Source organism: Flavobacterium sp. DSR3-2 (genome assembly GCF_049896525.1).
Taxonomy (GTDB): Bacteria; Bacteroidota; Bacteroidia; order Flavobacteriales; family Flavobacteriaceae; genus Flavobacterium.
The window spans coordinates 81,836-108,026 of sequence record NZ_JAFCUM010000011.1 but is presented as its reverse complement, the minus strand read 5'-3'; the positions used below and the strand labels follow the sequence as shown (position 1 = coordinate 108,026).

The following is a 26,191-nucleotide window of genomic DNA, read 5'->3' as shown; positions in this document are numbered from 1 at the left end:
GGATTGTTTTTTTATGTTCGTTTGGGTTTTAAATAAAAGTGGTTTTAAAAAAATAAGTAACTGAACAAAAGTTAAACTCGATAGATATAAAAACGATTAGTATTACCTTTATTCTCTAAAAAAAATAATTATGGAAAAATATGCACTACTAGCTCGATTAGAAGCTAAAGCTGGAAAAGAAGAAGAAGTTGCAGCATTTTTAAAAAGCGCTTTACCTTTAGTATTAGATGAACCAGAAACAGTAAAGTGGTACGGATGGCAAATAGGAACATCTACTTTTGGCATTTTTGATACTTTCGAAACTGAAGAAGGTAGAAAAGCGCATCTTGCTGGTAAAATTGCCGAAGCGCTAATGACTAATGCCGGAACACTTCTGTCACAAGATCCGATTATAGAGTTTGTTGAATTACTAGCAGTAAAATAAAGATTCTAGACACTCTATTCATAACAAAAAATTGTTTTTAAAATCAAAAAATAACGTATTCTTAAATCTTTAGGGGCATAATTTTAAATTAAAGGTATAATGCCAACGTAAAATTTTTATGTTGGCATTTTTTATTTAATTTTAGTGTTTTAAAAATTTATAAAACATGAAACGATTAGAAACCATCTTACACGGCATTGAAAATGTTAAAGTGATAGATGACAGAATTGAGTACAATCAGTACATCCCTTTGGATTTATCCATTACAAATGAAGCTTTTAACAAAAACAAGATCGATAATTCAACCGATTTTGAAAAATATATAGAAAGCTATTTAACAGAAAATGACGCAAAAGTTGCTTACGGCGGCTACAATGAAATTAGAAATTTGTATCAAAGAAGTGAAATTTTCAACGATTCAAAAACGGAAGAACGCAACATTCATATCGGTTTAGATTTATGGATAAAAGCAGGAACACCTGTTCTGGCAGCAATTGACGGATTTATTCACAGTTTTAATTACAATACTGGCGTGGGAGACTACGGTCCTACAATAATTTTAGAACACAAAATTGAAGACCATAAATTTTACACTTTATACGGTCATTTATCGTTAGAAAGTATCAGTGACATCAAAATTGGAGATGTTTATGAAAAAGGGCAACAAATAGCCACTTTGGGTGATGCTGCGGTAAATGGGGATTATGCACCTCATTTGCATTTTCAAATTATAAAAGAAATTTCGAATACCTTTGGGGACTATCCCGGCGTTTGTAGTGAAAATAATCTGAAACATTATTCAGAGAACTGTCCGGACCCCAATATCTTATTAAAAATAAAATAAATCATGAAAAAATTAATTATTGTTTTGAGTATTTTTTTGCTCATTGGCTGTAAATCAAAAAATATTGTAGCTTCACCAGCAGAGACAGAAGTATTTAAAGTTGAGAGACTTACGTTATCTGAAATTAGTGAAAGTCAAAAGAGTAAAGCTTATGAGCTTGGCAAAAGAGTTTTGATGACTTGCAATACATCTAAATTCAAACCATTCACATTAAACGAAGCAACCCCTTCTGTTATTAAAAACACTACTGAGGAAAGACTGACAAAAACTTGCACTCGTTTTCGTCAATTCTACGGTACATTTATTGATCTTCAATTGGTTGAAGCATACAGAAATAATTTTGACAAGTCAACGGTGTTTCGTTACAAAGGTTTGTATTCAAAAAAAGTGGCAAACAAAGAACTCCGCGTTACAATGAATTCAGAAAATAAAGTATCCTCCATCAAGTCATTAGATTGGGTTAACTCTTTTCCTCTAAATTAATTTTAAGTTGAATTTCTCTTTTTTAATTAAGAAATCTTGCTTCACAGTTGCTTCCACAAATCTAAAATAAGATCGAGTCAAAGATTATTTTTAGTGTTATTTTTTTAATTAGTAAAATGGTATTTATTACAAACACATTTGATTTAGAGACAAATTAACAACAGTAATTAAACAAGCATTTAAAATAATTATGTAACAAAAATCAGATTTCGGCAATTATCTTTAATTTTAAATTATTACTAAAAGTAAATTTAAAGAAATGCCTTCCAAATAAGTTAAATTGGCTGAACAAGAATAAATTTTATAACATATTTGTTAAATTTTATAATGTACCTTTAGCATGAAAAGCTATTTTTGTTCAAACTGTAAAATAAAAATATTTGAAACTGTACATAAAATACATGGTAAGTAATCGCTGTAAAATGGCGGTTAAAGAAGAGTTGAAAAAGCTTAAACTTCACTTTATAGTTGTTGAATTAGGAGAGGTCGAGATCATGGAAAATATTTCTATGGATCAAAGACAACTCTTAAAAGCGGCTCTTTTGGATTCAGGACTTGAATTGATGGATGATAAAAAATCGATGCTAATCGAAAAAATTAAAAATGTAATTATACAAATGGTGCACCATACGGTTGAACCTATTAAAATTAATTTTTCGGATTATTTGAGTCAACAACTAAATCATGATTACACCTACTTGTCTAACTTATTTTCGGAAGTGCAAGGAACTACTATTGAACAATTTATAATTTCCCACAAAACAGAACGTATAAAAGAGTTAATTATTTACGGAGAATTAAATATCACGGAAATTGCCTGGAAAATGAATTATAGCAGTGTCGCTCATTTATCCAGTCAATTTAAAAAAGTGACTGGTCTTTCCCCTTCTCATTTTAAACAGTTAAAAGACAAAAGGCGCAACCCAATTGAGGAAATTGGGAAGCCATAAGATGTAATTAAACCAATTTTTTCAAAAAATTTAATAAAAAATAGAAATCATAAATAATCAGATATCAAAATATGCAAGAAGTCTAATTGAAGCCATTTTAGACCCTACAATCTCAATTGATATTGCGGGGAAAATCACGGACGTAAATGAGGCAACGGTAAATATTACGGGTATCAGTCGTGACTGCTTAATTGGCACTGACTATTTTGATTATTTTACCGAACCCCAAAAAGCAAAGGATGTTTTTCAAGAAGCCTTTACCAATGGAGTCGTAGTTGATTCTACTCTAACGCTACATCACAAAAAGGGTAAATTAACAAATATACTGTTCAACGGAACTATGTTTAGAGATGATCAAGGAAATCCATCAGGAGTGATTGTAGTATCTCGAAATATAGCCGAGCAAAAATGGGCCTTGGATTTGAAAATCGCAAATAGAGAACTCGCGCATCAAAATAAAGTAAAAGAAAAACGCGCAGCGGAGTTAGTGATTGCCAACAAAGAATTGGCGTACCAAAACGAGGAAAAAGAAAAACGCGCTGCTGAATTAGTGATTACTAACGAAGAGTTACTATTTCAAAATAAAGAAAATAAAAAAAGGGAAATTGTAAATAAAGAACTTACAGAAATTAATAATTCTGCAAAATTAGCTTCGCAATATTCTCTAAGTCTGATTGAAGCAAGCCAAGATCCACTGGTTACCATAAATACCAAAGGAAAAATTACCGATATGAACGAAGCATTGGTAAATATCACAGGTATGACCAGAGAGGAACTTACTGACTCTGATTTTTTTGATTATTTTACCCAGCAACAAAAAGCTAGAGAAGTATATCAAGAAGTATTTGAAAAGGGATCTGTTGCTGATTCTCCGCTAACCATTCGTCACAAAGACGGCAAATTAACCGATGTCTTATTCAACGGTTCCGTCTATAAAGATTATCAAGGAAATGTTATTGGTGTTGTAATTGTTGCTCGAGATGTGACGGAACAAAAGAGAATTGCGAACGAACTGATTGAGGCACGTGTTTTTGCCGAATTAGCCACAGAAATAGCTGAAGAAGCAAAGAAAAGCGCCGAAAGTGCTACCATTATAGCTGAAAATGCAGTAAAAGCTAAGCAACAATTTTTGTCGAATATGAGCCATGAAATTCGTACGCCGATGAATGCTATCATTGGTTTTACAAAAGTGGTACTAAAAACAGAATTGAGCTGCAAACAAAAAGAGTATTTAGATGCTATTAAAATGAGTGGTGATGCATTAATCGTACTAATAAACGATATTTTGGACTTAGCAAAAGTAGATTCCGGAAAGATGACTTTTGAGAAAACTCCATTTAAAATGAAAACGTCTGTATTTGCAATGCTTCACTTATTTGAAACCAAAATACAGGAAAAAAACTTAAAATTAGTTACAGAATATGACAATAAAATTCCTGCTGTACTTTTGGGTGATTCGATTCGTTTACACCAAATCATTTTAAATTTGGTCAGTAATGCCATTAAATTTACATCAAAAGGAAACATTACCGTAAGTGTAAATTTGATACATGAAGACAATGATAAAGCGATTATTGAATTTGCCATAACTGATGATGGAATTGGAGTTGCTGAAAATAAAATAGGAAAAATATTTGAAAATTTTCAACAAGCTTCTAGCGGAACTTCTAGACTTTATGGAGGAACAGGATTAGGTTTAGCGATAGTAAAGCAACTGATAGAACAGCAAGGTGGAACCATTCGTGTAAAAAGCACAATTGGTATTGGCTCTACATTTAGTTTTACTTTAAGTTTTCAAAAAACAAATTCTGATGCTGAACTAGGCCATGAAGACATCGAACTGGGTACAAAATTAAAAAATATAAAAGTTTTAGTAGTTGAAGATATTCCTTTGAATCAATTGCTAATGAAAACATTGCTAGATGATTTTGGATTTATTTGGGACATTGCCGAAAATGGTAAAGTAGCGATTGAAAAACTAAAGACAAAAGTTTACGATATTATTTTGATGGACTTACAAATGCCAGAAATGAATGGATTTGAAGCTACAGAATACATTCGCAACACAATGAATTCAAAAATACCAATCATTGCGTTAACTGCTGATGTGACCACCGTCGATTTGGCTAAATGCAAAGTTGTGGGGATGAACGATTATCTTGCAAAACCTGTTGACGAAAGATTGTTACACAGTAAAATAATAGGCCTCTTAAAAAAGCCAAAACATGCCAAACTCAAAGAAACATTAGAAAAGGAAGAAGAAGGGACTACAGCAAAAAAAATAAAATATATTGACCTAGTATATTTAAATGAAAGAACAAAATCGAATCCTACGCTAATGATGGAAATGATATCTCTTTACTTAGAACAAACACCACCTTTAATACATACTATTAAACAAAGTTTAGCACAAAAAAATTGGACTTTATTAGGAGCCGCAGCACACAAAATGATTCCATCTTTTGCAATAATGGGGATGAGTGTTGATTTTGAAAACATGGCAAAAAAAATTCAAGATTTCGCAATAGTAGAACAAAAAACAGATGGAATTGCTACTTTGGTGTTAGAACTAGAAAAAATTTGTTTACAAGCATGTATTGAATTACAAGAAGAATTTAACATAATTAAAAATACTATTTAATGAATAATAACAATGATAAAATAAAAATATTTCTTGTGGATGATGATGCATTATTTTTAAAATCGTTAGAAATTGAATTCTTAGAAAATGCTGATTTTATAGTAGAAACTTATCCTACGGGAGAACTCTGCATAAGTAATTTATCTCACAGTCCAGATGTGGTAATATTAGATTATCAATTGGACGGTATTGTAGAAAACGCCATGAACGGACTCGAAACTTTGGATAAAGTAAAGGCTTTTAATCCAGAGATTCCTGTTGTAATGCTATCTTCTCAAGATAAAATTGAAGTGGCTGTAAATTGTATGCACCACAAAGCATTTGATTATGTAGTAAAAAGTGAAACTGCTTTTGTTCGTCTGCAAAAAATAATTACGGCTATTTTTAAATATCAAAAAATGGAAAAAGAATTAAATTGGTACATGGATCGTATGTAATCCGTTTTCCAACGTAATTTTGTTAAAATTTAATAGATAATTTAAATAAATCATCCCTCATTTGGTTGAATATTAAAACCAAAATTATTTTAAAATGCGGTATAAAGAAACATCAGATTTGGAAATTTCATTGTTGTTAAAAGCAATCGATCAGCAATACGGTTACGATTTTAGGGAGTATTCCCAAGCTCATATCAGGCGCAGGATTATGAACAGAATGGCACTATCGAAATTTGAAGATATTTCTGAAATGCAATCTAAGGTTTTGAATGATGAAACATTTGCTTCTGAACTTTTACAAGATTTGTCAATAACAGTAACAGAAATGTTTCGTGACCCAGTTTTCTACAGGTCATTACGAGAAAATGTTATTCCTATTTTAAAGACGTATCCTTTCATAAAAATATGGCATGCAGGTTGCGCTACGGGAGAAGAAGCCTACTCAATGGCTATTCTTTTGCAGGAAGAAGGCTTGTATGACAGAACAACCATTTATGCTACTGATTTTAATCAAATGGCTCTAAACCGTGCGAAAGATGGAATTTTTTCCAACAAAATGATAAAAGAGTATACTTCTAATTATCAGTTGGCCGGAGGAAAAGAATCATTTTCCAGTTATTACACTTCCAATTATGATAATGTTATAATGAATCATTCCTTAAAAAAAAATATTGTTTGGGCCAATCATAATTTGGTAACCGATAGTGTTTTTGCAGAAGTGAACTTAATATTGTGTCGCAATGTGCTGATTTATTTTGATAAAAATTTACAAAATAAAGTCCAAAATCTTTTTTACAGTAGTCTTATAAATGGTGGCGTACTCTGCTTGGGTTCTAAAGAAAGTTTACGATTTTCTGATTTATATACCCATTATTTTGAATTGGACACCAAACAACGCATCTTTAAAAAGAAATATTGAATATGCAATATGAAGCAATTGTAATAGGAGTTTCTTCTGGAGGCATGAGTGCGTTGAAAATTTTATCTTCCTCTTTGCCACTGCATTTTAATATTCCGATTATCGTAGTGCAGCATTTAAGCGCTCAATCTGATAGTCATTGGATAAAACTTTTAAGTGAAAAAAGTCAACTTAATCTAAAAGAAGTCGATGAAAAAGATGCAATTGAAAAAGGAAACATTTATATTGCCCCTCCCAATTATCATTTATTGATTGAAAAGGATAAAACGTTTTCTCTTACTATAGACGCGCGTGTAAATTTTGCAAGACCTTCAATTGACGTGTTATTTGAATCAGCAGCCGAAGCGTATACAAATAAATTAATTGGAATTGTGCTCACAGGATCTAATAGTGACGGGACAAAAGGAATTAAACGAATAAAAGACTGTGGAGGTTTAGCCATTATTCAAGACCCAAAAACAGCAGAATCTGAATATATGCCAATGTCAGCAATTGCAGCAATTGTGACAGATTACGTTTTACCATTGGAGGATATAATCAAATTATTAATACAATTAGATCAACAAAAAAAATAAAAAGCCTAAATTTTATAAATAACAGTACGAAAATGAACTTAGGAAGAAAAATCGTTATCGGATTTATTGCTTGTGCAATGGTCCTTGTCGGAGTTGCATTGTTTTCTTTTAAAAACAGTGAAAAATTTGTTGCTTCAAATACTTTGGTAAATATTTCCAATCAGGTATTGTATGAATTCGAACAAATTTTACTTACTTCTGTTGATGCAGAAACAGGAGTTCGAGGTTATGTTATAACAGGCGATGATAATTTTTTGAAGCATTATATAACCGCTGATACAAAAATAATTGAGAATATTAAAAAAATAAATAAATTAACACAAGACAATTTCAATCAACAAATTAATATCGAGAAACTTACAAAAGTGCTTCAACTGCGATTTGACAATTTAAATACCTGTGTAAACCTTCGTAAAAATAATTTTGAAAAAGCACGAGTCTTTATTGCTTCAGGCGAAGGCAAAAAAATTCAAGACGAAATACGCAAAATAATTAGTGAATCACAGCAATTAGAACGTTCGCTTCTTGCGCAAAGGACTCAAAATAGTGCGGAAGATGCCAGTAAGTTTAATATTGTTTTTGCTGTTTTACTGCTGGTTATTGTATTGATTCTTATTGTCGTCTATACCATTGTTGCTACAAATTTAAAAGCACTTAAAAATTCCGAGTCACAAACTGCCAGTAAAAATTGGTTGCTTACCGGTAACTCAGCACTTAGTGAAAAATTAATGGGAGATCAAAATATAGAACAGTTGGCAAACAATACCATAAGTTTTCTATGTAACTATTTGAAGGCCAATATTGGCGCCGTTTATCTTTTTAATGAAAACGAAAATACTCTACTGCTTAGTGGAAAATTTGCTTTTTCATCTACTAATGACACAAAAGAAAATTTTAAATTAAATGAAGGATTAATTGGTCAGGCTGCCTGGGAACAAAAGCAAATTTCAATATCAGATGTAACTGATCATCAAATTCGTATCACTTCATCCGTATTGGATGCAAAACCAAAACATCTGCTCATTACTCCTTTTTTGCTCGATGGAAAAACGATAGGCGTAATTGAAATAGGCAAGCTTGCAGAATTTAACGAAACCGAAAAAGAATTTGTAAATGTTGCTATGAGCAGTATTGCTATAAGTGTCTATACTGTGCAACAAGCTGAAGAAAAAGAAATAAGAGCCGCAGAGTTAGTTGTTGCTAACAGAGAACTCGCTTATCAAAATGAAGAAAAAGAAAAAAGAGCAGCAGAATTAGTTATTGCAAATGAAGAACTTGCCTTTCAAAATGATGAAAAAGAAAAAAGGGCTGTGGAATTAAGTTTTGCGAACAAAGAGCTTTCGAATCAAGCTGAAGAACTTCAAATTCAGCAGGAAGAACTAAGACAACTGAATGAAGAATTAGAACAACAAGCGCAAAATTTAAAACAACAGCAAGAGGAATTGCAAATGACCAACGAAGAACTGGAAGAGCAAACCCAATCATTGGAGGAGAAAAATAAAGAAGTTGAAGCCTCTAAAAATGATATTGAACAAAAAACAAAACAACTGGAAATTAGCAGCAAGTACAAATCAGAATTTCTTGCAAACATGTCGCATGAATTAAGAACACCTCTTAATAGTTTGCTTATATTATCCAAAGATTTATCCGAAAACAGAAAAAAAAATCTAGATGAAGTTCAGGTTGAAAGTGCAGAAATAATTTATAAAAGTGGTCACGATCTTTTGGTCTTAATCAATGAAGTGCTGGATCTCTCCAAGATTGAGGCTGGAAAAATGGCTATCAATATTGAAAAAGTAGCACTGAGAAATTTTACAGCTAATATTATTCGCGATTTTAAGCATCAAGCTGAGCAAAAAGGACTGGAAATACTTTGCAAACAGGCGGATAATTTACCCGAGTTTATTTACACTGATTCTCAGCGTTTGAATCAGATCTTGAGAAATCTTTTATCCAATGCGATAAAGTTCACCGAAAAAGGAAGTGTACTTATTGATCTGGAATCTAACACCGAAAATACTTTGCGTATCTCAGTTAGTGATACAGGAATTGGAATATCAGAAGACAAACAGGCAGCCATATTTGAAGCTTTTCAGCAAGCCGAAGGCGGTACTTCCAGAAAATATGGTGGAACTGGATTAGGACTTTCTATTTCACGGGAACTTGCAAAATTATTAAAAGGAGAAATAAAAGTGAAAAGTAATTTAGACAAAGGTTCTACTTTCTCACTGATAATCCCATTTGAAATTTACGCTACAGAAGAGTCTCAAAACGAAATCCCATTGAAACCTGTTTCGAATGCGCCACGTTCTGAAATTGATAGTCGATTCCTCAATTATCCAACAATAAAAGACGACAGAGATACCATAAACAGGGATGATAAAATAGTACTAATCATTGAAGATGACCAAAATTTTGCTTCAATACTTTTAAAACAAGCCAACAAAAAAGGATTCAAATGCTTGTCAGCATCTTCCGGAGAAGACGGCCTGGCCCTTGCTGCAAAATACAAACCTCAAGCCATCATTCTTGATATGGGTTTACCAGGAATCAAAGGCAGACAAGTATTGACTGAACTAAAAACAAATTCTTTGGTAAGGCATATTCCGGTTCATATCATATCGGCTGATGACCGTTCGCTGGAACCTATCCGAGAAGGCGCGGTAGAATATCTGATGAAACCAATAGCGAAAGAAAGTCTGGAACAAGCTTTTAACAGAATTCAAAATTTTGTGGATAGAAAGATAAAAAAACTGTTGATTATTGAAGACAGCGAAAATTCCAGAAAAGCAATAAAAATACTCATTGGCAGTGGTGATGTAAAATGTTATGAGGCAGCAACAGGAAAAGAGGCTTTAGAATTGTTTGAGCACAAACACATTGACTGCATCATTCTCGACATAGGATTACCAGATATGACGGGCTTTGAACTTATCCAAAAACTGGGCGATTTAAAAGGCCATAACCTACCTCCTATTATCGTTTATACAGGAAAAGAACTTACAAAAGAGGAAAATAATCTGTTGCACAAATATGCGGAGAGCATTATTATAAAAGGGATAAAATCCGAAGAACGATTGCTGGATGAAACAGCTCTTTTTCTTCACCGAACGATTAGCAATTTACCCAAATCGAAACAAATGATGATTAACAATTTGCATGATAAAGAAGCTATATTTCATTCAAAAAAAATATTATTGGTCGATGATGACATGCGAAATGTTTTTGCTTTATCAAAAATATTACAAGAACGAGGAATGGAAGTCATAAAATCCGAAGACGGCAAGAATGCATTAAAAATGTTAGAAGTTCATTCTGATATTGATTTGGTTTTAATGGATATTATGATGCCGGAAATGGACGGTTATGAAGCAATGAAACAGATACGATCTCAGATAAAATTCAGAAACTTACCGATAATTGCCCTAACGGCTAAAGCGATGAAAGACGACAAACAGAAATGTATTGATGCAGGCGCCAATGATTACATCACGAAGCCAATTGATGTTGAACGTTTGTTATCATTAATGCGTGTGTGGTTAAGCAAATAATCAAACATTTTCAAGAAGGCGATATACAGCCATCATCATACGTTGCATTTTTTGATTGATATTTTGATATTCAAAGAAAACACTCAACTCTTAAACTTTTGTTTTACAATTAAAAATGGAAATAAATAGCCCTGTTAAAATTTTATTGGTCGATGATTTACCAGAGAATTTGTTTGCCTTAGAAGTAATACTTTCTAATGAAAATTATTTGTGTGTCAAAGCAAATTCCGGAAATGAAGCCTTAAAAATTCTACTTCACCAACAAGACTTTGCCATCATATTAATTGATGTGCAAATGCCTAAGATGGATGGATTTGAAACCGTAGAACTAATTCGACAAATCGATAAACTTAAACATGTACCGATAATTTTTTTAACGGCCAGCATGGATAACTCTTTACAAATTTTTAAAGGATATGAGGCCGGTGCTGTAGATTATATGATTAAACCTATTTCGCCTGAAATATTAAAAGCGAAAGTAGCTGTTTTTGTGGATTTGCACACAAAAAATCAGGAATTATTAGTTCAAGCGCAGCAATTGAAAAAACTGAATACCGACCTTAAAGTCCAAAAATTACGTTCTGAATATTCTTTAAGTCTAATTGAAGCAAGTCATGATCCATTATTTGCCATCAATCCGGAAGGGAAAATAACCGACATGAATAATGCATCGGTTAAAGAAACCGGTATCGCTCGACAGCAATTAATTGGAACAGATTTTTTTAATTATTTTACTGAACCAAAAAAGGCTCGCAAATTATACCAAAAAGTATTTGAAAAAGGATTTATTGCAGATTGTCCATTAATCCTTTGTCATAAAAATGGCAAATTGAATGATGTATTATTCAATGGAGCAGTATATAAAGATGATAAAGGAAATGTACTTGGAGCGGCCATTGTTGCACGAGATGTGACCAATCAAAAAAGAGCTGAAAGAGAATTACTTGAAGCTAAAATTTCAGCAGAATCAGCCACCAAAATTGCTGAAGAAGCTAAAATTAACGCGGAAAATGCTGCGATTACAGCTGAAAGTGCCGTAAAAGCAAAACAGCGATTCTTGTCGAATATGAGTCACGAAATCCGTACACCAATGAATGCGATCATCGGATTTACAAAAGTGATACTGAGAACGGAATTGACAGACAAGCAAAAAGAATATTTAAGCGCCATAAAAATAAGTGGTGATGCTTTAATTGTCCTCATTAACGACATACTCGATTTGGCAAAAGTTGATGCCGGTAAGATGACATTTGAGAAAACGCCATTCAAAATGAAATCTTCAATCACGGCAATGCTTCATTTATTTGAAAACAAAATTCAGGAAAAAAACTTAAAACTTATTAAGGAATACGATAATAAAATTCCAGATGTTCTGATTGGAGATCCGATTCGTTTGCATCAAATTGTTTTAAATTTAGTAAGTAATGCCGTTAAATTTACATTTCAAGGGAAAATTACGGTAAGTGTCGATTTATTGCATGAAGATGATGAAAAAGTAATACTCAAATTTGCCATAACGGACACCGGAATTGGTATTTCTGAAGAAAAAATAGGAACTATATTTGAAAATTTTCAACAGGCAACTAGCGGAACTTCCTTATTATATGGTGGAACTGGACTTGGTCTTGCTATTGTGCAGCAATTAGTAGAACCTCAAGGAGGAAGTATTTTTGTAAATAGTATTATTCATGAGGGTTCAACATTTAGTTTCACCTTGCCTTTTCAAAAAACAAACGCAGATGCAGAATTGGAAAATGAAGAAGAATTATTAGATGCAGAAATAAATAATATAAAAGTATTAATAGTTGAGGATATTCCGCTAAATCAATTATTGATGAAAACATTGTTAGATGATTTTGGATTTGAACGAGACATTGCTGAAAATGGGCAAATAGCTATCGAAAAAATAAAAGAAAAAGATTACGAAATTATATTAATGGACTTACAAATGCCAGTTATGAATGGATTTGAAGCTACAGAATACATTCGTAAAACGATGAATTTATCTATTCCTATTATTGCGTTAACTGCTGATGTAACTACCGTGGATTTAGCTAAATGCAAAGCCGTTGGGATGAATGATTACATTGCGAAACCCGTTGATGAAAGACTACTCTATAATAAGATAGTTAACATATTAAAGAAGCCAAAACATATAAAAATTGGGAAAATTCCAATAAAGCATACTAAAATTATTAACGATAAAGAGGTAGCAAGTAAAAAGACAAAATACACCAATCTGGAATACCTACATCATAGAACAAAATCAAATCCAGCACTATTTAAGGAAATGATAATTTTATATTTGGCACAAACTCCAGCACTGGTAACTACAATGAAGCAAAGTTTAGCCAATGAAAATTGGTGTTTATTAGGCGCTTCCGCACATAAATTGATACCTTCCTTTTCAATAATGGGAATCAGTTCAAATTACGAAAATATGTCAAAGAAAATTCAGGAATTAGCGACAGCACCAGACAAAACAAAAGAGATACATGAACTAGTGCAGCAACTTGAAGATGTTTGCCTCCAAGCCTGTAACGAATTGAGGGAAGAACTTGATACAATTTAAAACGGATAAAAATAAAAAGATAAAGCCGCTACCAAAAACATAACTAAAAAAAAAACTCTAATAAGACAAAATTAAATTTATTTTTCCTTCATTGTCAATGTTTTACAAATAAATATATGATGTAAAGATTTATTCGATTTATTTTAAACTGTGAATGATATAACTTTTATTAACAATTGTATAACATTTTTGCTGTTCAATCAAAATACATTTGTTAAGTAATTATGATCTCCCCAAAACGAAATATTAATTATTCAAAGGTGTTTGTTTGAAACCATATTAGTTAAAAACTTACATTAAAAAAAGTATAAATTTTAAAAATCAAAATCATGAATTTAAAAAGAATTTTTGGAGCATTACTTACTGCTCTTGGAATAGGTGGACTTATTTACACTGCAGTTATATTTGCAAGTACTTCAGGTGAAACAACAGATGTTAAATCGTTAATCATTTACGGTGTACTTGGTATCCTTTTCTTCATTTCCGGAATCAGCTTAGTGCGTACAACAAAAGACGAATCATAAATTATTTTTCTGAAAATTTGATTGTTATTGCATGAAAAACCAATTCAATTAATGAGAAAAATAATTTATTATTACTTTGACCATAAGTTTTTAATATTACAATAAAATGATTGAAGTGCGTTTTTCTAGTAAAAACAGAATACATTCAAATATCATTTTTACAAAACAAATTCTCTCTGCTTTTTATGTGCAGAGAGAATTTATTTTTTAGGCTTAAATGTCTTTTTCTATTTCCTGAATTGTGATTTAAAACAGATCCGTTAAAGTTCTCCCTGCTCCTCAAATCATATTTTATAGTCTTGCAAGCATACCCTTTTTACTGGATTGGCCATTTTAATTTTTATACTAAACCGACTCATTTAGGAAATTCTCTTATTTTGATGCTACAATTAGCTGTCAACAAAAAATAAACTACAATAAATAATATGAATTCTCCATATCAAATTTAAAATCAAACCATGAAAATAGCCGTCTTTAGTACAAAACCATACGACCGAGAATATTTAGACAAGTTTAATACGGATCATAAACACGAGTTAGTTTATTTTGATGCACCATTGAATAGTGAAACTACCAATTTGGCGATAGGATTTGAAGCCGTTTGTGTCTTCGTAAATGACACAATCGATAAAAAAGCAATCGCAAAATTAGCAGAAATAGGTATAAAACTTATTGATTTGCGTTGCGCAGGCTTCAACAACATTGATCTTGAAGCAGCTGCAAAACACAACATTAAAGTAATGCGGGTTCCCGCTTACTCTCCGCAAGCTGTTGCAGAACATGCTGTAGCATTGATTTTAACTTTAAATCGCAAAACGCACAAAGCATACAATAGAGTTCGGGAAAGTAATTTTTCATTAGAAAATCTTACTGGATTCAATCTTCATGAAAAAACGGTTGGCGTAATTGGGACTGGGAAAATTGGTGCCGCTTTTTGCCAAATAATGTTAGGGTTTGGTTGCAATGTTATTGCTTACGATGTTATTGAATCCGAGAAATTAATAAAAAAAGGTGTTATTTACAGAACTTTGGATGAACTTTTTAAAAATTCTGATATCATCTCGCTGCACTGCCCTCTTACCACTGACACAAAATACCTTTTTGACAAGACAGCATTTTCTAAAATTAAAAAAGGCGCTATGTTGATAAATACCAGCCGTGGCGCTTTAATTAAAACATCGGATGCTATTGAAGCTTTAAAAAAAGAACAATTGGGTTATTTAGGGATAGACGTTTATGAACAAGAAGAGAATTTATTTTTTAAGGATTTATCCGAAAGCATTATTCATGATGATTTAATTGAGCGATTAATGGCTTTTCACAATGTATTAATTACACCACATCAGGGATTTTTTACCATTGAAGCACTAGACCAGATTGCTATTACTACCTTGAATAACTACACTGATTTTGAACAGGGTTTACCCTTAAAAAATGAAGTAAAACAGTAGATATGTATAGCAAATTTCCATAGTGATATGTGTGAATGTTACAACTCATTTGGAATATTATGTAATGAATTTATCAATGTAAAACAATAACTTTACTATATTATTTTAATGTAAAACCTAAATTAAAACACTTGAAAAGTACAATCACCAAAATGGATAAAAAAACCATATTGCACAAAGCGAAAGGAAATTCAGACGAAACCATTCTTGAAACAAGCAAGGGTTGTCGCAATGTTTTTTTAGAGGAATTAAAAGAAATTTACTTTTCTGAAAAAGCGTTAATTATCTCAATTCCCATATTAGTTAAGAACGCTGCTACCGAAGAATTAGCTGACGCACTCAAAGTACACTTACAATTTACAATTGACCATATTAAGCGCCTTGAAGAGTTTTTTACTTCCATAGGTGAAATAAATATTATGTCAAAATACGAAGCAATGTACGGTTTAACAACTCCGTAAAAAATATAAGACACTACTACCAATCCTTTTTAAAAATAAAAGATGGCTATTCAAACTGTAAACCCCTTTACCAATGAAGTCATAAGGTCATTTGATGAAATGAATGATGAATCTGTCGATATGTTTATTGCACAATCTGTAAAAACATTTAATTCATGGAAACAAACTAGTTATAAGTATCGTGCTGTAATATTGCATAAAGTTGCTGCTTTTATGAGTGATAAAAAAGAACATCTAGCTAAAATTATATCGTTAGAAATGGGCAAATTAATTGTTCAAACAGAAGGTGAAATTTTATTAAGTGCTGATATTTTTGATTCCTATTCAACTAACGCGGAGACATTTTTGGCAGATAAGCATCCAAAACCAAAATATGGTGATGCTTATGTACGTTGCAGCCGTATAGGAGCTATTTTTGGTGTTGAGCCATGAAATTTTCCTTTTTATAAAGTGGCCAGATTTTCGGCTCTAAACATTATGGTTGGAAATATAGATTTTATAAAACAGGCATCCATGGTGGAACAATGCACTATTGCAATTGAAGATTTATTTAATGAGGCTAATGCGCCAAATGGTCTTTAGAAGAACCTATTAATTTCTGGAAAACGAGCATCGTATTTAGTTGCTGATAAAAGAATAAAAATATATTTTGTTAGGTAGCATTTTTTCTGATTTGCCAGATTGGCGTAACGGCATCAAGAACATAGGGGTTTTCCAATCTTCCGCCTATGACCAACGAATAGGTACACGAGCTTGATACCCGTTAATTAGAACGATAAAAAAATGTTGCCTAACTTATATTTTAGTTTTTAGTGTTATAAAAAATTTTGTTTAAAATTATCATTAGACGAAAAGTTTATTTAGAGAATACTTCATCCTTTGTAAGTATAAAATTAAAGTTCCCAAACATAATAAAAATCATGTTCAAACGGAATTAAAGCTAACTGTAGTTTTAGATTTTTAAAACGATTCTTATCTCAAAGATTTTTAAAGCTTTAGATCCATCTCTAAAGACTACAACTTTATTTTGAAAGATATTTTTAATTAATATAATATAAGTATCTTTATGTCAACAACATAAGCTTAAATAAAATGAAAACATACGAATTATTTACACCAAAAAAATTAGGTTCCATCGATTTGAAAAACAGAATTGTGATGGCGCCAATGACAAGATGCAGAGCGATTGGAAATGTTCCTAATGAATTGATGGCTAAATATTACAATCAGCGTTCGAGTGCAGGCCTTATTATAACTGAAGGGACATCACCGTCGCCTAATGGATTAGGATACGCTAGAATTCCTGGTATTTTTAATGCTGAACAAGTAGAGGGCTGGAAAAAAACTACTGCTGTCATTCATAAAAACGGAGGAAAAATAATAGTTCAATTAATGCACTCCGGAAGAATTAGCCATCCTTTAAACATGCCAAAAGACTCCTTAATACTGGCCCCTTCTCAGGTAAAAGCAGCGGGGCAAATGTGTACAGATGCAAATGGTTTACAAGATTTTGTTGTACCTAATGAAATGACCCGTCAAGATATTTTACACGCCAAAACAGAATATATTTCTGCAGCTGAAAATGCGCTATTTGCAGGATTTGATGGTGTAGAATTACATGCTGCCAATGGATATTTATTAGAAGAATTTCTTTCTCCGGTTAGTAATATTCGAACAGATGATTATGGAGGAAGTGTAGAAAACCGTTGCAAATTTGTAATTGAAGTGGCTGCGGCCGTTGCTCAAGCGATTGGAAAAGAAAAAACCGGAATACGGCTATCGCCCTATGGAGTTGCCAGCGATATGCCACATTATCCTGAAATTGAAGCTACTTATGATTATTTATCTAAAGAGCTTAACAAACTTGATATTGCCTACATTCATCTTGTGGATCATTCCGCTATGGGTGCTCCTGAAGTTCCTCTGGAAATCAAAAAATTAATTCGTCAAAATTTTAAAAATACCATGATTATTTGCGGTGGTTATACAAAGGAAAGTGCCGAATCAGCTCTAGAATCCGGACTTACAGATCTTGTTGCTTTTGGAAGACCTTTTATTAATAATCCTGATTTAGTAGAAAGATTCCAAAATGATTGGCCTTTATCCGAGGAACTTGATATGGACTTATTTTACACAGCAGATGAAAAAGGATATACTGACTATCCGTTTTACAAAATTTGACTGTAACAAATTTTTACCTCTTAAATAATGTTTTACAGAAACTCTCAAAAGCTACTTAAAATGAAAGACATATCCCAATTGCTAGCTTTGTTAGGAGATGAGAAAGACGCTTTGTTAAATCACGTTTGTAAAACAATTATAAAAGATCAGCTTCACTTGCCGAATCCTTCCCATATCGATACTGTTTTTTTACAAAGCAATCGAAATGCGCAAACAATTAGGAGTTTAGCACAATTGTACCATCATGGTCAACTTTCGGACACTGGATACCTTTCAATTTTGCCTGTAGATCAGGGAATTGAGCATACTGCAGGAAGTTCTTTTGCTCCAAATCCAATCTATTTTGATCCGGAAAATATCGTCAAGTTAGCTATTGAAGCGGGTTGTAATGCAGTTGCTTCCACGATGGGCGGTCTTGCAATGCTATCCAGAAAATATGCTCATAAAATTCCATTTATGGTAAAAATTAATCACAACGAATTAATGACTTACCCCAATAAATACGATCAAATCATGTTTGGGAGTGTTCGAGATGCTTGGAACATGGGTGCTGTGGCCGTAGGAGCCACCGTTTACTTTGGCTCAGCTGAATCCGACAGGCAAATAATTGAAGTGGCAAAGGCTTTTGAAGAAGCACATACTTTAGGAATGGCAACTATTCTTTGGTGTTATTCCAGAAATGATGCCTTTATAAAAGACAACATAGATTATAATACCGCGGCGGACATTACCGGTCAAGCTAATTATTTGGGAGTTTCTATACAAGCAGATATCATTAAGCAAAAACTACCAACCAATAATGGAGGTTTTAGTTCAATACAATTTGCCAAAACAAATCTGGAAATGTATACAAAATTATCTAGCTCAAATCCCATAGATTTATGTAGATATCAAGTAATGAATTGTTATTCAGGACGTATTAGTATGATTAATTCCGGCGGAGAATCAAAAGGCGAAACTGATTTGGCAGAAGCCTTAAAAACAGCTGTAATAAATAAAAGAGCAGGTGGAGCGGGAATAATTATGGGTAGAAAAGCTTTTCAAAGACCTTTTAGCGAAGGCGTACAACTCATTCAGGCAGTACAAGAAATTTATTTAGCCAAAGAAGTTTCGATAGCCTAACCCTCAGATGGAGTTTTTATTCCAAATTAGTTAATAGAAATTACATTTGTAAAATACAAGATGATGTAATTTGAAAAGCTATTTTTTTAAATTACCACAGTATGAACAAAAAAGAAATAAAATATTTAAAAATATTGATTACCATTATTTTACAACAAAAAAAGGTGTGAAAGATGTAACTTATTCTTCTAATTTTATAATACTCTTTCAGAGGAATGCAATGATCTTTGTAATATAAAATTTTCTCGATAAGCATGATTTAAACTTCAAATGTCTTAACGGTATAATAAAAACTATATTTTTTGATACGATAATATTATTCAAATAAAATTAAGAAAATATGAAACTTCAAATAGGGATTACAGAAGCACATTTAAAAAACAGCATTTCGATCTTGTCTTCAATTTTGGCAAATGAAATGACTTTATATATCAAAGTAAGAAAATTTCATTGGAATGTATCCGGTCAAAGTTTTATGGAACTTCACAAATTGTTTGAAGGACAATATATTCAGCTGGAAGTTTCTATTGATGAAACCGCAGAGCGTATTAGCAAATTGGGTGGAAAAACGATTGGTACAATGAAAGAGTTTTCAGAGCTAACGATTATTATGGAATCTCCAAATCAATATCCAGGTCAAAAAGAAATGCTAAAAGAGCTTTTAGAAGATCATGAAACGTTAATCATTCAGTTAAGAAAAGATGTTGATGCAAGCGCTGATGAAAATAAGGATGCGGGAACTGCTGATTTCTTAACAAGTTTGATGTTAGCGCATGAAACGATGGCTTGGACATTGAGAAGATATTTAGAATAACTTAAAAAATACAATATTATAAATGGAAAATTTAGAATCAGAAGTTTATATAATTTCTAGAAGTAATTGCAGAGTTGGAAAAATAACTGCCAAAAAACATGTTGAAGAAAATCAACTGATACAAGAAACCGACTGTCAAAAGTAATTAGAACGACAGAAGAAAATGATGAGTCATTATCCTTTTATGACTGTATTATATGAATTAAAGTGCTTTACTCTTTTTCAAACAACTTAGAACCATTTAAAAAACAATTTCAAAACTGTCTCCTTGAGCTGTTAATAGAAAGAATTTTTTAGGTGGTTTTTTTGCTTTATGTGTTCTGCTTTAACTCACGTTCTCGCTCAAATTTATAAAGCTAAAGCTATCAAAATGTGTGAATGATACAACTTATTGCCATAGTTCTGTAACAAATAATGCTGCGGTGTTAATGACCTTTGTATAAACAATGTAACAAAAATGAAAATGAAAAAAATCCTTTTATTAAGTACGTGCTTAGCATTTACTTTAATATCGAAAGCACAAACGGAAGACAAGAAATGGAACGTTGGTCTTCATGGCGGTGTAACACAATACCAAGGTGATTTAGGAAATAATTTTTACAAAACTGATAAAGCATTTTACGGTTTTGGTGGTGTTTCTGTTTCTAGATATTTAGGTCGTTATTTCGATTTAAACTTTTTAGCATCAAAAGGAACAATTGGTTACAATAATGGTCCTTCAGGAAGTTTTAAAAGCGATTTTAATTCGGTTGCGTTAAATTTGAGATTTAACATGACAGGTCCTGAATCTTTTGTAAGGCCGTACGCATTTGCGGGTGTCGGAGCAATATTATTTGACAAAGATTTAAACTTTGATCAAGACAGAATTGATTACGCATTACCTACAGCGGGTGGTGGTTTAAATTTCAGATTAAGTGATGTGATTACATTGAATTTACAAGAAACATTTAGTTTTTCTAATAAAGACAGAAGAGATGGTGTTATAAATGGTAAAAAAGATGCTTATTTATCTCACATGGCTGGTTTGACTTTCAATTTAGGAGAGAAAAAAGATGCTGACAATGATGGTGTTTCAGATCGTAATGATACGTGTCCTGGAACTCCGGCTGGTGTAATTGTTGATAATAATGGTTGTCCATTAGACAGAGACAAAGACGGTGTTGCCGATTATTTAGATACTTGTCCAGATGTTGCAGGATCAGAATTATTAAACGGTTGTCCAGATTCAGATAATGATGGTGTTGCTGATATAAATGATAAATGCCCAGATACTAAACCGGGAATTAAAGTAGATGCAACTGGTTGTATTATGGATAATGACAAAGATGGAATTACTAATGATCTAGACCGTTGTCCAGATGTTGCTGGTCCAATGAGTTTAAATGGTTGTCCGGATTCTGACGGAGATGGTGTAGCTGATATGGATGACCGTTGTCCTGCTGTAAAAGGAACTATGGAAAACAAAGGATGTCCTGAAATTACAAAACAAGATGTTGAAAGAATAACTTATTTAGGAAGTAAAATTTTCTTTGAAAACAATAGTGCCAAATTAAAAGTTGGATCATTAGTTCAATTAGATGAGTTGGTTAACATCATCAATAAATATGATGCTTCTAACCTAGTTATCGAAGGACATGCTGATAGCAATGGTAGCGATGCCTTGAATTTAGAGTTATCTCAAAAACGTACTGAATCTGTTAAAAATTATTTAATGGAAAAAGGTATTTCTGGATCAAGAGTTACAGCAGTTGGTTATGGTGAAAGTAAACCGATCGCTACAAATGCAACGGCAATTGGGCGTGCTAAAAATAGAAGAGTAGAGTTGAAAATGACCTACGAAAAATAGTAAGATTAGGTTGGGTTTTTGGTTTGGTTAGTTGAAGGGCTGTTGGAAACAACAGCCCTTCTTTTGTGCTCTGTGATTAAAGTCTAAAGAAAATAGAATAAAATAATATCCTATTTTGTTGTTTACAGGTCATAAATTACAAACATCTCTCTCATTATGAGATGTGTAAAATTTAAAAGTAAAGAGATTGAGGTATAAGAATAACTTCATTGAAAAGATCCTAATAACACTACAAGAAAATATTGGCGTTGAGTTTTTTTGCCGGATCTAAACATAAGATTAAGTAAATGACATCTATTTTTGAAGTCAGTGCAAAACTATTAAACGTTGCTATTATAGTCGGAGCGAAATCGGGATCTAATCCCTTGCTGCAACTTAAGGAAGAGTTCCTACAACCCGTTTAAAATATTATTCCAAAGAGGTTTCGCAGCAATCAGAACTTTACAAAAGGAACATAATAAATGAATTGATTTATTTTGAAGAGCAAAACAATACTATAATTTGTAAAAAGACTTTTCAGAATTTTTTTAAAGATAGTGGGCTAAGGATGGATAAGAGCTCGACGTTTTTTTAAAGGAAAACCAAACAAGAATCAATTTGAATTAAAACAAGATCTAATAAAAAACCTGACAAAATTGGAACACACGAATATATAAACGTGTGTTTTGAAGACGAAAGTCATTTTGGACTTACTCCTAATGTTCCTAATACTTGGCAAGCAGAAAAAAATCCGATATTATTACTGTTTATTGAAGGAAAATATCTAAATGTGATTGGATTTATGACTCGTAAAAATAAATTTTACTTTGCAGCCCATGAAACAACTTTTAATTCTGATAAAATGATTAGTTTCAGGAATAGTTTTGCTAACCAAACCGTCAAAAAAAAAGATTGTGATTTTTGTTAACTCACCAATACAAAATTCAAAAAAATTTATGGCTACAATTAAAGAATGAAATGAAAAAGAAATTTCGATTTACTCTTTACAACCATATCCTCAAGAATTGAACCTTACAGAAATATTGTGCCGAACAATAAAGTATTAACAATTGAATTTTAATATCTATACCACTTTTCAAAATTTGAAGAATAGATTATCTCGTATATTGGATAATATTGATTTAAAGTACAATTTTAAATTTTAGCTATTAGTTAGTTTTCAAAGTAAAATAATTGCGGCAAATAAACTGTAAATAATGTAACTAATTTTAAAATTTATATAACACTTTTAATAAATAAGAAACAGATCTTTATAATTCAGATTTCTCCGGAACTTAATCCATATGATGTTTTTTTTTAAAATTTTATCAATGATATATTTATATAACTCACATGGTAGCTTTAAAAAAAGAAGGTATTAAAATTCAGAAAACGTTGTTCGATTTTAAAAATGGAGGAGCCCCAAATCCTGTATAAATAAACGAAGGAATTAACAATCATTTCTTTACTGAATGGTAAGCAATGGTAATTATTGTAATGTTACAGTACATATAATAAACAACTTACCATTTCATTATTAAGCATGTCCTTCAATTGAAAAAAACATTGACTGTCTATAATCTATTGATATTAAAGATACTATAAAAGGCTTTATTTATTCAGCTTGTAAAGCATTGTTTGATTTACATGAGGCCACAATGAAATAGAACTATTACCGTATCCTTTCTTTAAACCCAAATTGAGTTGAAGATTAAAAGGATAAGTAGATAATATATTTCCCTTTAGATATTGCTTTATTTAGAGATAATCTTTCTAAAAATTATGATACAGTCCATAAATAGGCAATTTGTTTCGCGCTTAATTAGAATTACTTAAAGAATTAATCCTAAATTATAGATAATGATCAATAAAATCAAGGTTAAACGTCAAAATATCCAATTTAAAAGCATCCTATCAAAAGCTTATGTGAATGAGTCAAACAATTTACTGCTAGTAGGTACAAAAAAAGAGTTGCCCGAAATCTTATTTATTACAACATATCCTGCTCGAGAATGCGGTATAGCTACCTATTCCCAAGATTTGATTAAAGCGTTGAATAATAAATTCAAGGATTGTTTTAAAATAACAATTTGTCCTTTAGAATCTAACAATGAGCAACATGTTTATACTGATTCCATAAAATATTTACTAAATACCGATCATCCGAATGGTTTTAGTAATTTGGCGAATAAAATTAATACTAATGTCAATCTTCAGATGGTATTAATTCAGCATGAGTTCGGGTTATTTAAAAATAATGAAGCCGATTTAAAACAGTTTCTGAAAATAGTTCAAAAACCTGTTATCATTGTATTCCATACAATATTACCCAGGCCAAATCCATGCTTGCAAGCAAATGTTCAAGAAATAGTACAAGAAGCGCATTCCATTATTGTAATGACTAATTCGGCTGCTGATCTATTAGTAAAAGACTATGATGTTGCTGCAGATAAAATCACAATAATTCAACACGGGACTCATTTAGTTCCTCATTCTGACAAAGAGGAATTAAAAATAAAATATAAATTAAGTGGAAAAAAAATACTTTCTACTTTTGGATTGTTAAGCTCTGGAAAAAGCATTGAAACCACTTTAGATGCGTTACCACAAATTATAAAAAAGAATAAAGACGTAATATTCTTAATTATTGGAAAAACCCATCCATCTGTTATAAAAGAAGAAGGCGAAAAATACCGTTTGATGCTTCAAGCTAAGATTGAAGACTTACAACTTCAGGAACATGTTCAATTTATAAATCATTTTCTGCCGTTACCAAATCTTTTAGAATACTTACAACTTACTGATATTTATTTATTTACTTCCAAAGATCCAAATCAAGCGGTAAGTGGAACCTTTTCGTACGCTATTAGTTGTGGTTGCCCAATTATTTCTACTCCTATCCCCCATGTGTGTGAAGTATTAAAAAATAATGTTGGAATTATCATTGATTTCAACAATCCTAAACAATTGGCTAAAAAAACAAATATTCTATTGCTAGACGAGCAGTTGAGAAAGAATATGGGATCAAACGGTTTGCATAAAATAGCTCCTACCGCTTGGGAAAATGCAGCAATTGCTCATGCTATGTTATTTGAAAAAATTGGAGAAGAAAACTTCCACTTGCGTTATAAAATTCCAAAAGTCAATCTGGATCATATAAAAAAGCTCACGAAACCTTTTGGAATGATTCAGTTTTCGAAAATTAATCAGCCTGATATTGACTCGGGATACACTTTAGATGACAATGCCAGAGCAATGGTAGCTATGTGTCAACAGTATGAATTAACAAAGGACGAGGAGAATTTAAAATACATTCAGATCTATTTTGACTTTATAAAGTATTGTTTACAGCCTGACGGATATTTTCTAAATTATGTAGATGAAGAATACCTTTTTACAGCGCAAAATTATACTACAAACTTGGAAGATTCAAATGGAAGAGCGATATGGGCTTTGGGCTATTTAAATTCAATTGGTGCTATTCTTCCCGAAGAGTTAGCAAAAGATGCTGACGTTACAATGCAACGAGCCTTATTAAAAGTGCTTGAAATTCATTCCACTCGAGCTATGGCTTTTATAATTAAAGGGATCTATTATTACAATATAAATAAAGTATCAGAGCAAAACATTTCTACAGTTAAGGCGCTAACCAATAGGTTAGTACAAATGTACACACACGAAACAGAAAAGGAATGGACGTGGTTTGAAAGTTATCTTACTTATGGTAACAGTATTTTGCCTGAAGCTATGCTTTGTGCTTGGTTAGTCACAGGAAAATTAATTTATAAGGAAATTGCAAAAACATCTTTTGACTTTCTTCTTTCTGAAATTTTTGTAGAAAACCGGATTCGGGTAATTTCTAATAAAGGGTGGCTTAACAAAGAAAATAAATTGGCTCCGAGTCCTATAGGAGGCGAACAACCTATTGATGTCGCGTATACTATTCTTGCTTTAGGGAAATTTGCTCTTGTTTTTGAAAATGAGCAATATCTTCAAAAAATGGAAACCGCTTTTAATTGGTTTTTGGGAAACAATCATTTATACCAAATTATTTACAATCCTTGCACTGGCGGATGTTATGACGGATTAGAAGATAATTATGTAAATCTAAATCAAGGTGCGGAGTCAACTGTGAGCTATTTGATGGCAAGATTAACTGTAGAAAAATCTTTGAAAAGAGAAATAAAAAATATTCCTATAAAAATTTGAAATACAAATAATTTCACAAAATTTCCTTCATTCAAAATCAATGTGACTTATTAATATGATTTACAAAAATGTAATTAAATAAATTTATGTAAATTTATACAATTATTAAAAAAAACAACCACCTGAACTTTAGACTTTTACAATTATAGTTGCCGATATTAAAGCATGTTACATGAATAAATCCAAAAACAAATCATCATGACAGCAT

At 31.9% G+C, this 26,191-nt stretch carries 20 protein-coding genes; all 20 read left to right on the top strand.

What is annotated here, in order from left to right; genetic code table 11:
* Positions 1–130 precede the first annotated feature (130 nt).
* The 20 genes from ACP7AV_RS13110 to ACP7AV_RS13015 all read left to right on the top strand — a co-directional run bounded on the left by ACP7AV_RS13110 (position 131) and on the right by ACP7AV_RS13015 (position 25,983).
* Positions 131–424, top strand: a complete 294-nt coding sequence (locus ACP7AV_RS13110) for a putative quinol monooxygenase (protein ID WP_426063085.1) — start codon at positions 131–133, stop codon at positions 422–424.
* Positions 425–590: 166 nt separating this feature from the next.
* The gene (locus ACP7AV_RS13105) at positions 591–1,268 is read left to right on the top strand and encodes a peptidoglycan DD-metalloendopeptidase family protein (RefSeq protein ID WP_426092328.1); all 678 of its coding nucleotides are present in this window, start codon (positions 591–593) and stop codon (positions 1,266–1,268) included.
* A 3-nt stretch (positions 1,269–1,271) separates the two neighbouring features.
* Positions 1,272–1,751 carry a hypothetical protein gene (locus tag ACP7AV_RS13100; RefSeq protein ID WP_426092327.1) on the top strand — a complete coding sequence of 160 codons (480 nt, stop codon included), beginning with the start codon at positions 1,272–1,274 and terminating at the stop codon, positions 1,749–1,751.
* A gap of 401 nt (positions 1,752–2,152) precedes the next feature.
* Positions 2,153–2,701, top strand: coding sequence for a helix-turn-helix domain-containing protein (locus ACP7AV_RS13095; protein ID WP_426063353.1), 549 nt, complete (start codon positions 2,153–2,155; stop codon positions 2,699–2,701).
* 40 nt (positions 2,702–2,741) lie between these two features.
* Positions 2,742–5,342, top strand: a complete 2,601-nt coding sequence (locus ACP7AV_RS13090) for a PAS domain S-box protein (protein WP_426092349.1) — start codon at positions 2,742–2,744, stop codon at positions 5,340–5,342.
* Entirely contained in the window at positions 5,342–5,779 is a 438-nt protein-coding gene (locus ACP7AV_RS13085) for a response regulator (RefSeq protein WP_426092326.1), read from the top strand. Before ACP7AV_RS13090 ends, ACP7AV_RS13085 begins: the two co-directional genes overlap by 1 nt.
* A 94-nt stretch (positions 5,780–5,873) precedes the next feature.
* Positions 5,874–6,698 carry a CheR family methyltransferase gene (locus ACP7AV_RS13080; protein WP_426092325.1) on the top strand — a complete coding sequence of 275 codons (825 nt, stop codon included), beginning with the start codon at positions 5,874–5,876 and terminating at the stop codon, positions 6,696–6,698.
* 2 nt (positions 6,699–6,700) lie between these two features.
* Positions 6,701–7,273: a chemotaxis protein CheB gene (locus ACP7AV_RS13075; RefSeq protein ID WP_426092324.1), complete on the top strand. Its 573-nt coding sequence runs from the start codon at positions 6,701–6,703 to the stop codon at positions 7,271–7,273.
* Positions 7,274–7,305: 32 nt separating this feature from the next.
* Complete coding sequence (locus ACP7AV_RS13070) at positions 7,306–10,824, top strand: response regulator (protein ID WP_426092323.1); 3,519 nt, start codon at positions 7,306–7,308, stop codon at positions 10,822–10,824.
* Positions 10,825–10,939: 115 nt separating this feature from the next.
* Entirely contained in the window at positions 10,940–13,396 is a 2,457-nt protein-coding gene (locus tag ACP7AV_RS13065; protein ID WP_426092322.1) for a response regulator, read from the top strand.
* A 329-nt stretch (positions 13,397–13,725) separates the two neighbouring features.
* The gene (locus tag ACP7AV_RS13060; RefSeq protein ID WP_426063093.1) at positions 13,726–13,920 is read left to right on the top strand and encodes a hypothetical protein; all 195 of its coding nucleotides are present in this window, start codon (positions 13,726–13,728) and stop codon (positions 13,918–13,920) included.
* Positions 13,921–14,378: 458 nt separating this feature from the next.
* The gene (locus ACP7AV_RS13055) at positions 14,379–15,371 is read left to right on the top strand and encodes a 2-hydroxyacid dehydrogenase (protein WP_426092321.1); all 993 of its coding nucleotides are present in this window, start codon (positions 14,379–14,381) and stop codon (positions 15,369–15,371) included.
* 131 nt (positions 15,372–15,502) lie between these two features.
* The gene (locus tag ACP7AV_RS13050) at positions 15,503–15,832 is read left to right on the top strand and encodes a DUF892 family protein (RefSeq protein ID WP_426092320.1); all 330 of its coding nucleotides are present in this window, start codon (positions 15,503–15,505) and stop codon (positions 15,830–15,832) included.
* A gap of 42 nt (positions 15,833–15,874) precedes the next feature.
* Positions 15,875–16,264, top strand: a complete 390-nt coding sequence (locus tag ACP7AV_RS13045) for an aldehyde dehydrogenase family protein (RefSeq protein WP_426092319.1) — start codon at positions 15,875–15,877, stop codon at positions 16,262–16,264.
* A gap of 660 nt (positions 16,265–16,924) precedes the next feature.
* Complete coding sequence (locus ACP7AV_RS13040) at positions 16,925–18,013, top strand: alkene reductase (protein ID WP_426092318.1); 1,089 nt, start codon at positions 16,925–16,927, stop codon at positions 18,011–18,013.
* A gap of 60 nt (positions 18,014–18,073) precedes the next feature.
* Positions 18,074–19,135, top strand: coding sequence for a class I fructose-bisphosphate aldolase (locus tag ACP7AV_RS13035; protein WP_426092317.1), 1,062 nt, complete (start codon positions 18,074–18,076; stop codon positions 19,133–19,135).
* Positions 19,136–19,475: 340 nt separating this feature from the next.
* Complete coding sequence (locus ACP7AV_RS13030) at positions 19,476–19,949, top strand: Dps family protein (RefSeq protein ID WP_426092316.1); 474 nt, start codon at positions 19,476–19,478, stop codon at positions 19,947–19,949.
* 463 nt (positions 19,950–20,412) lie between these two features.
* Positions 20,413–21,795, top strand: a complete 1,383-nt coding sequence (locus tag ACP7AV_RS13025) for an OmpA family protein (protein WP_426092315.1) — start codon at positions 20,413–20,415, stop codon at positions 21,793–21,795.
* Positions 21,796–22,453: 658 nt separating this feature from the next.
* The gene (locus tag ACP7AV_RS13020) at positions 22,454–22,702 is read left to right on the top strand and encodes a hypothetical protein (protein WP_426092314.1); all 249 of its coding nucleotides are present in this window, start codon (positions 22,454–22,456) and stop codon (positions 22,700–22,702) included.
* Between the two features lie 932 nt (positions 22,703–23,634).
* Entirely contained in the window at positions 23,635–25,983 is a 2,349-nt protein-coding gene (locus tag ACP7AV_RS13015; RefSeq protein ID WP_426092313.1) for a glycosyltransferase, read from the top strand.
* Positions 25,984–26,191 lie beyond the last annotated feature (208 nt).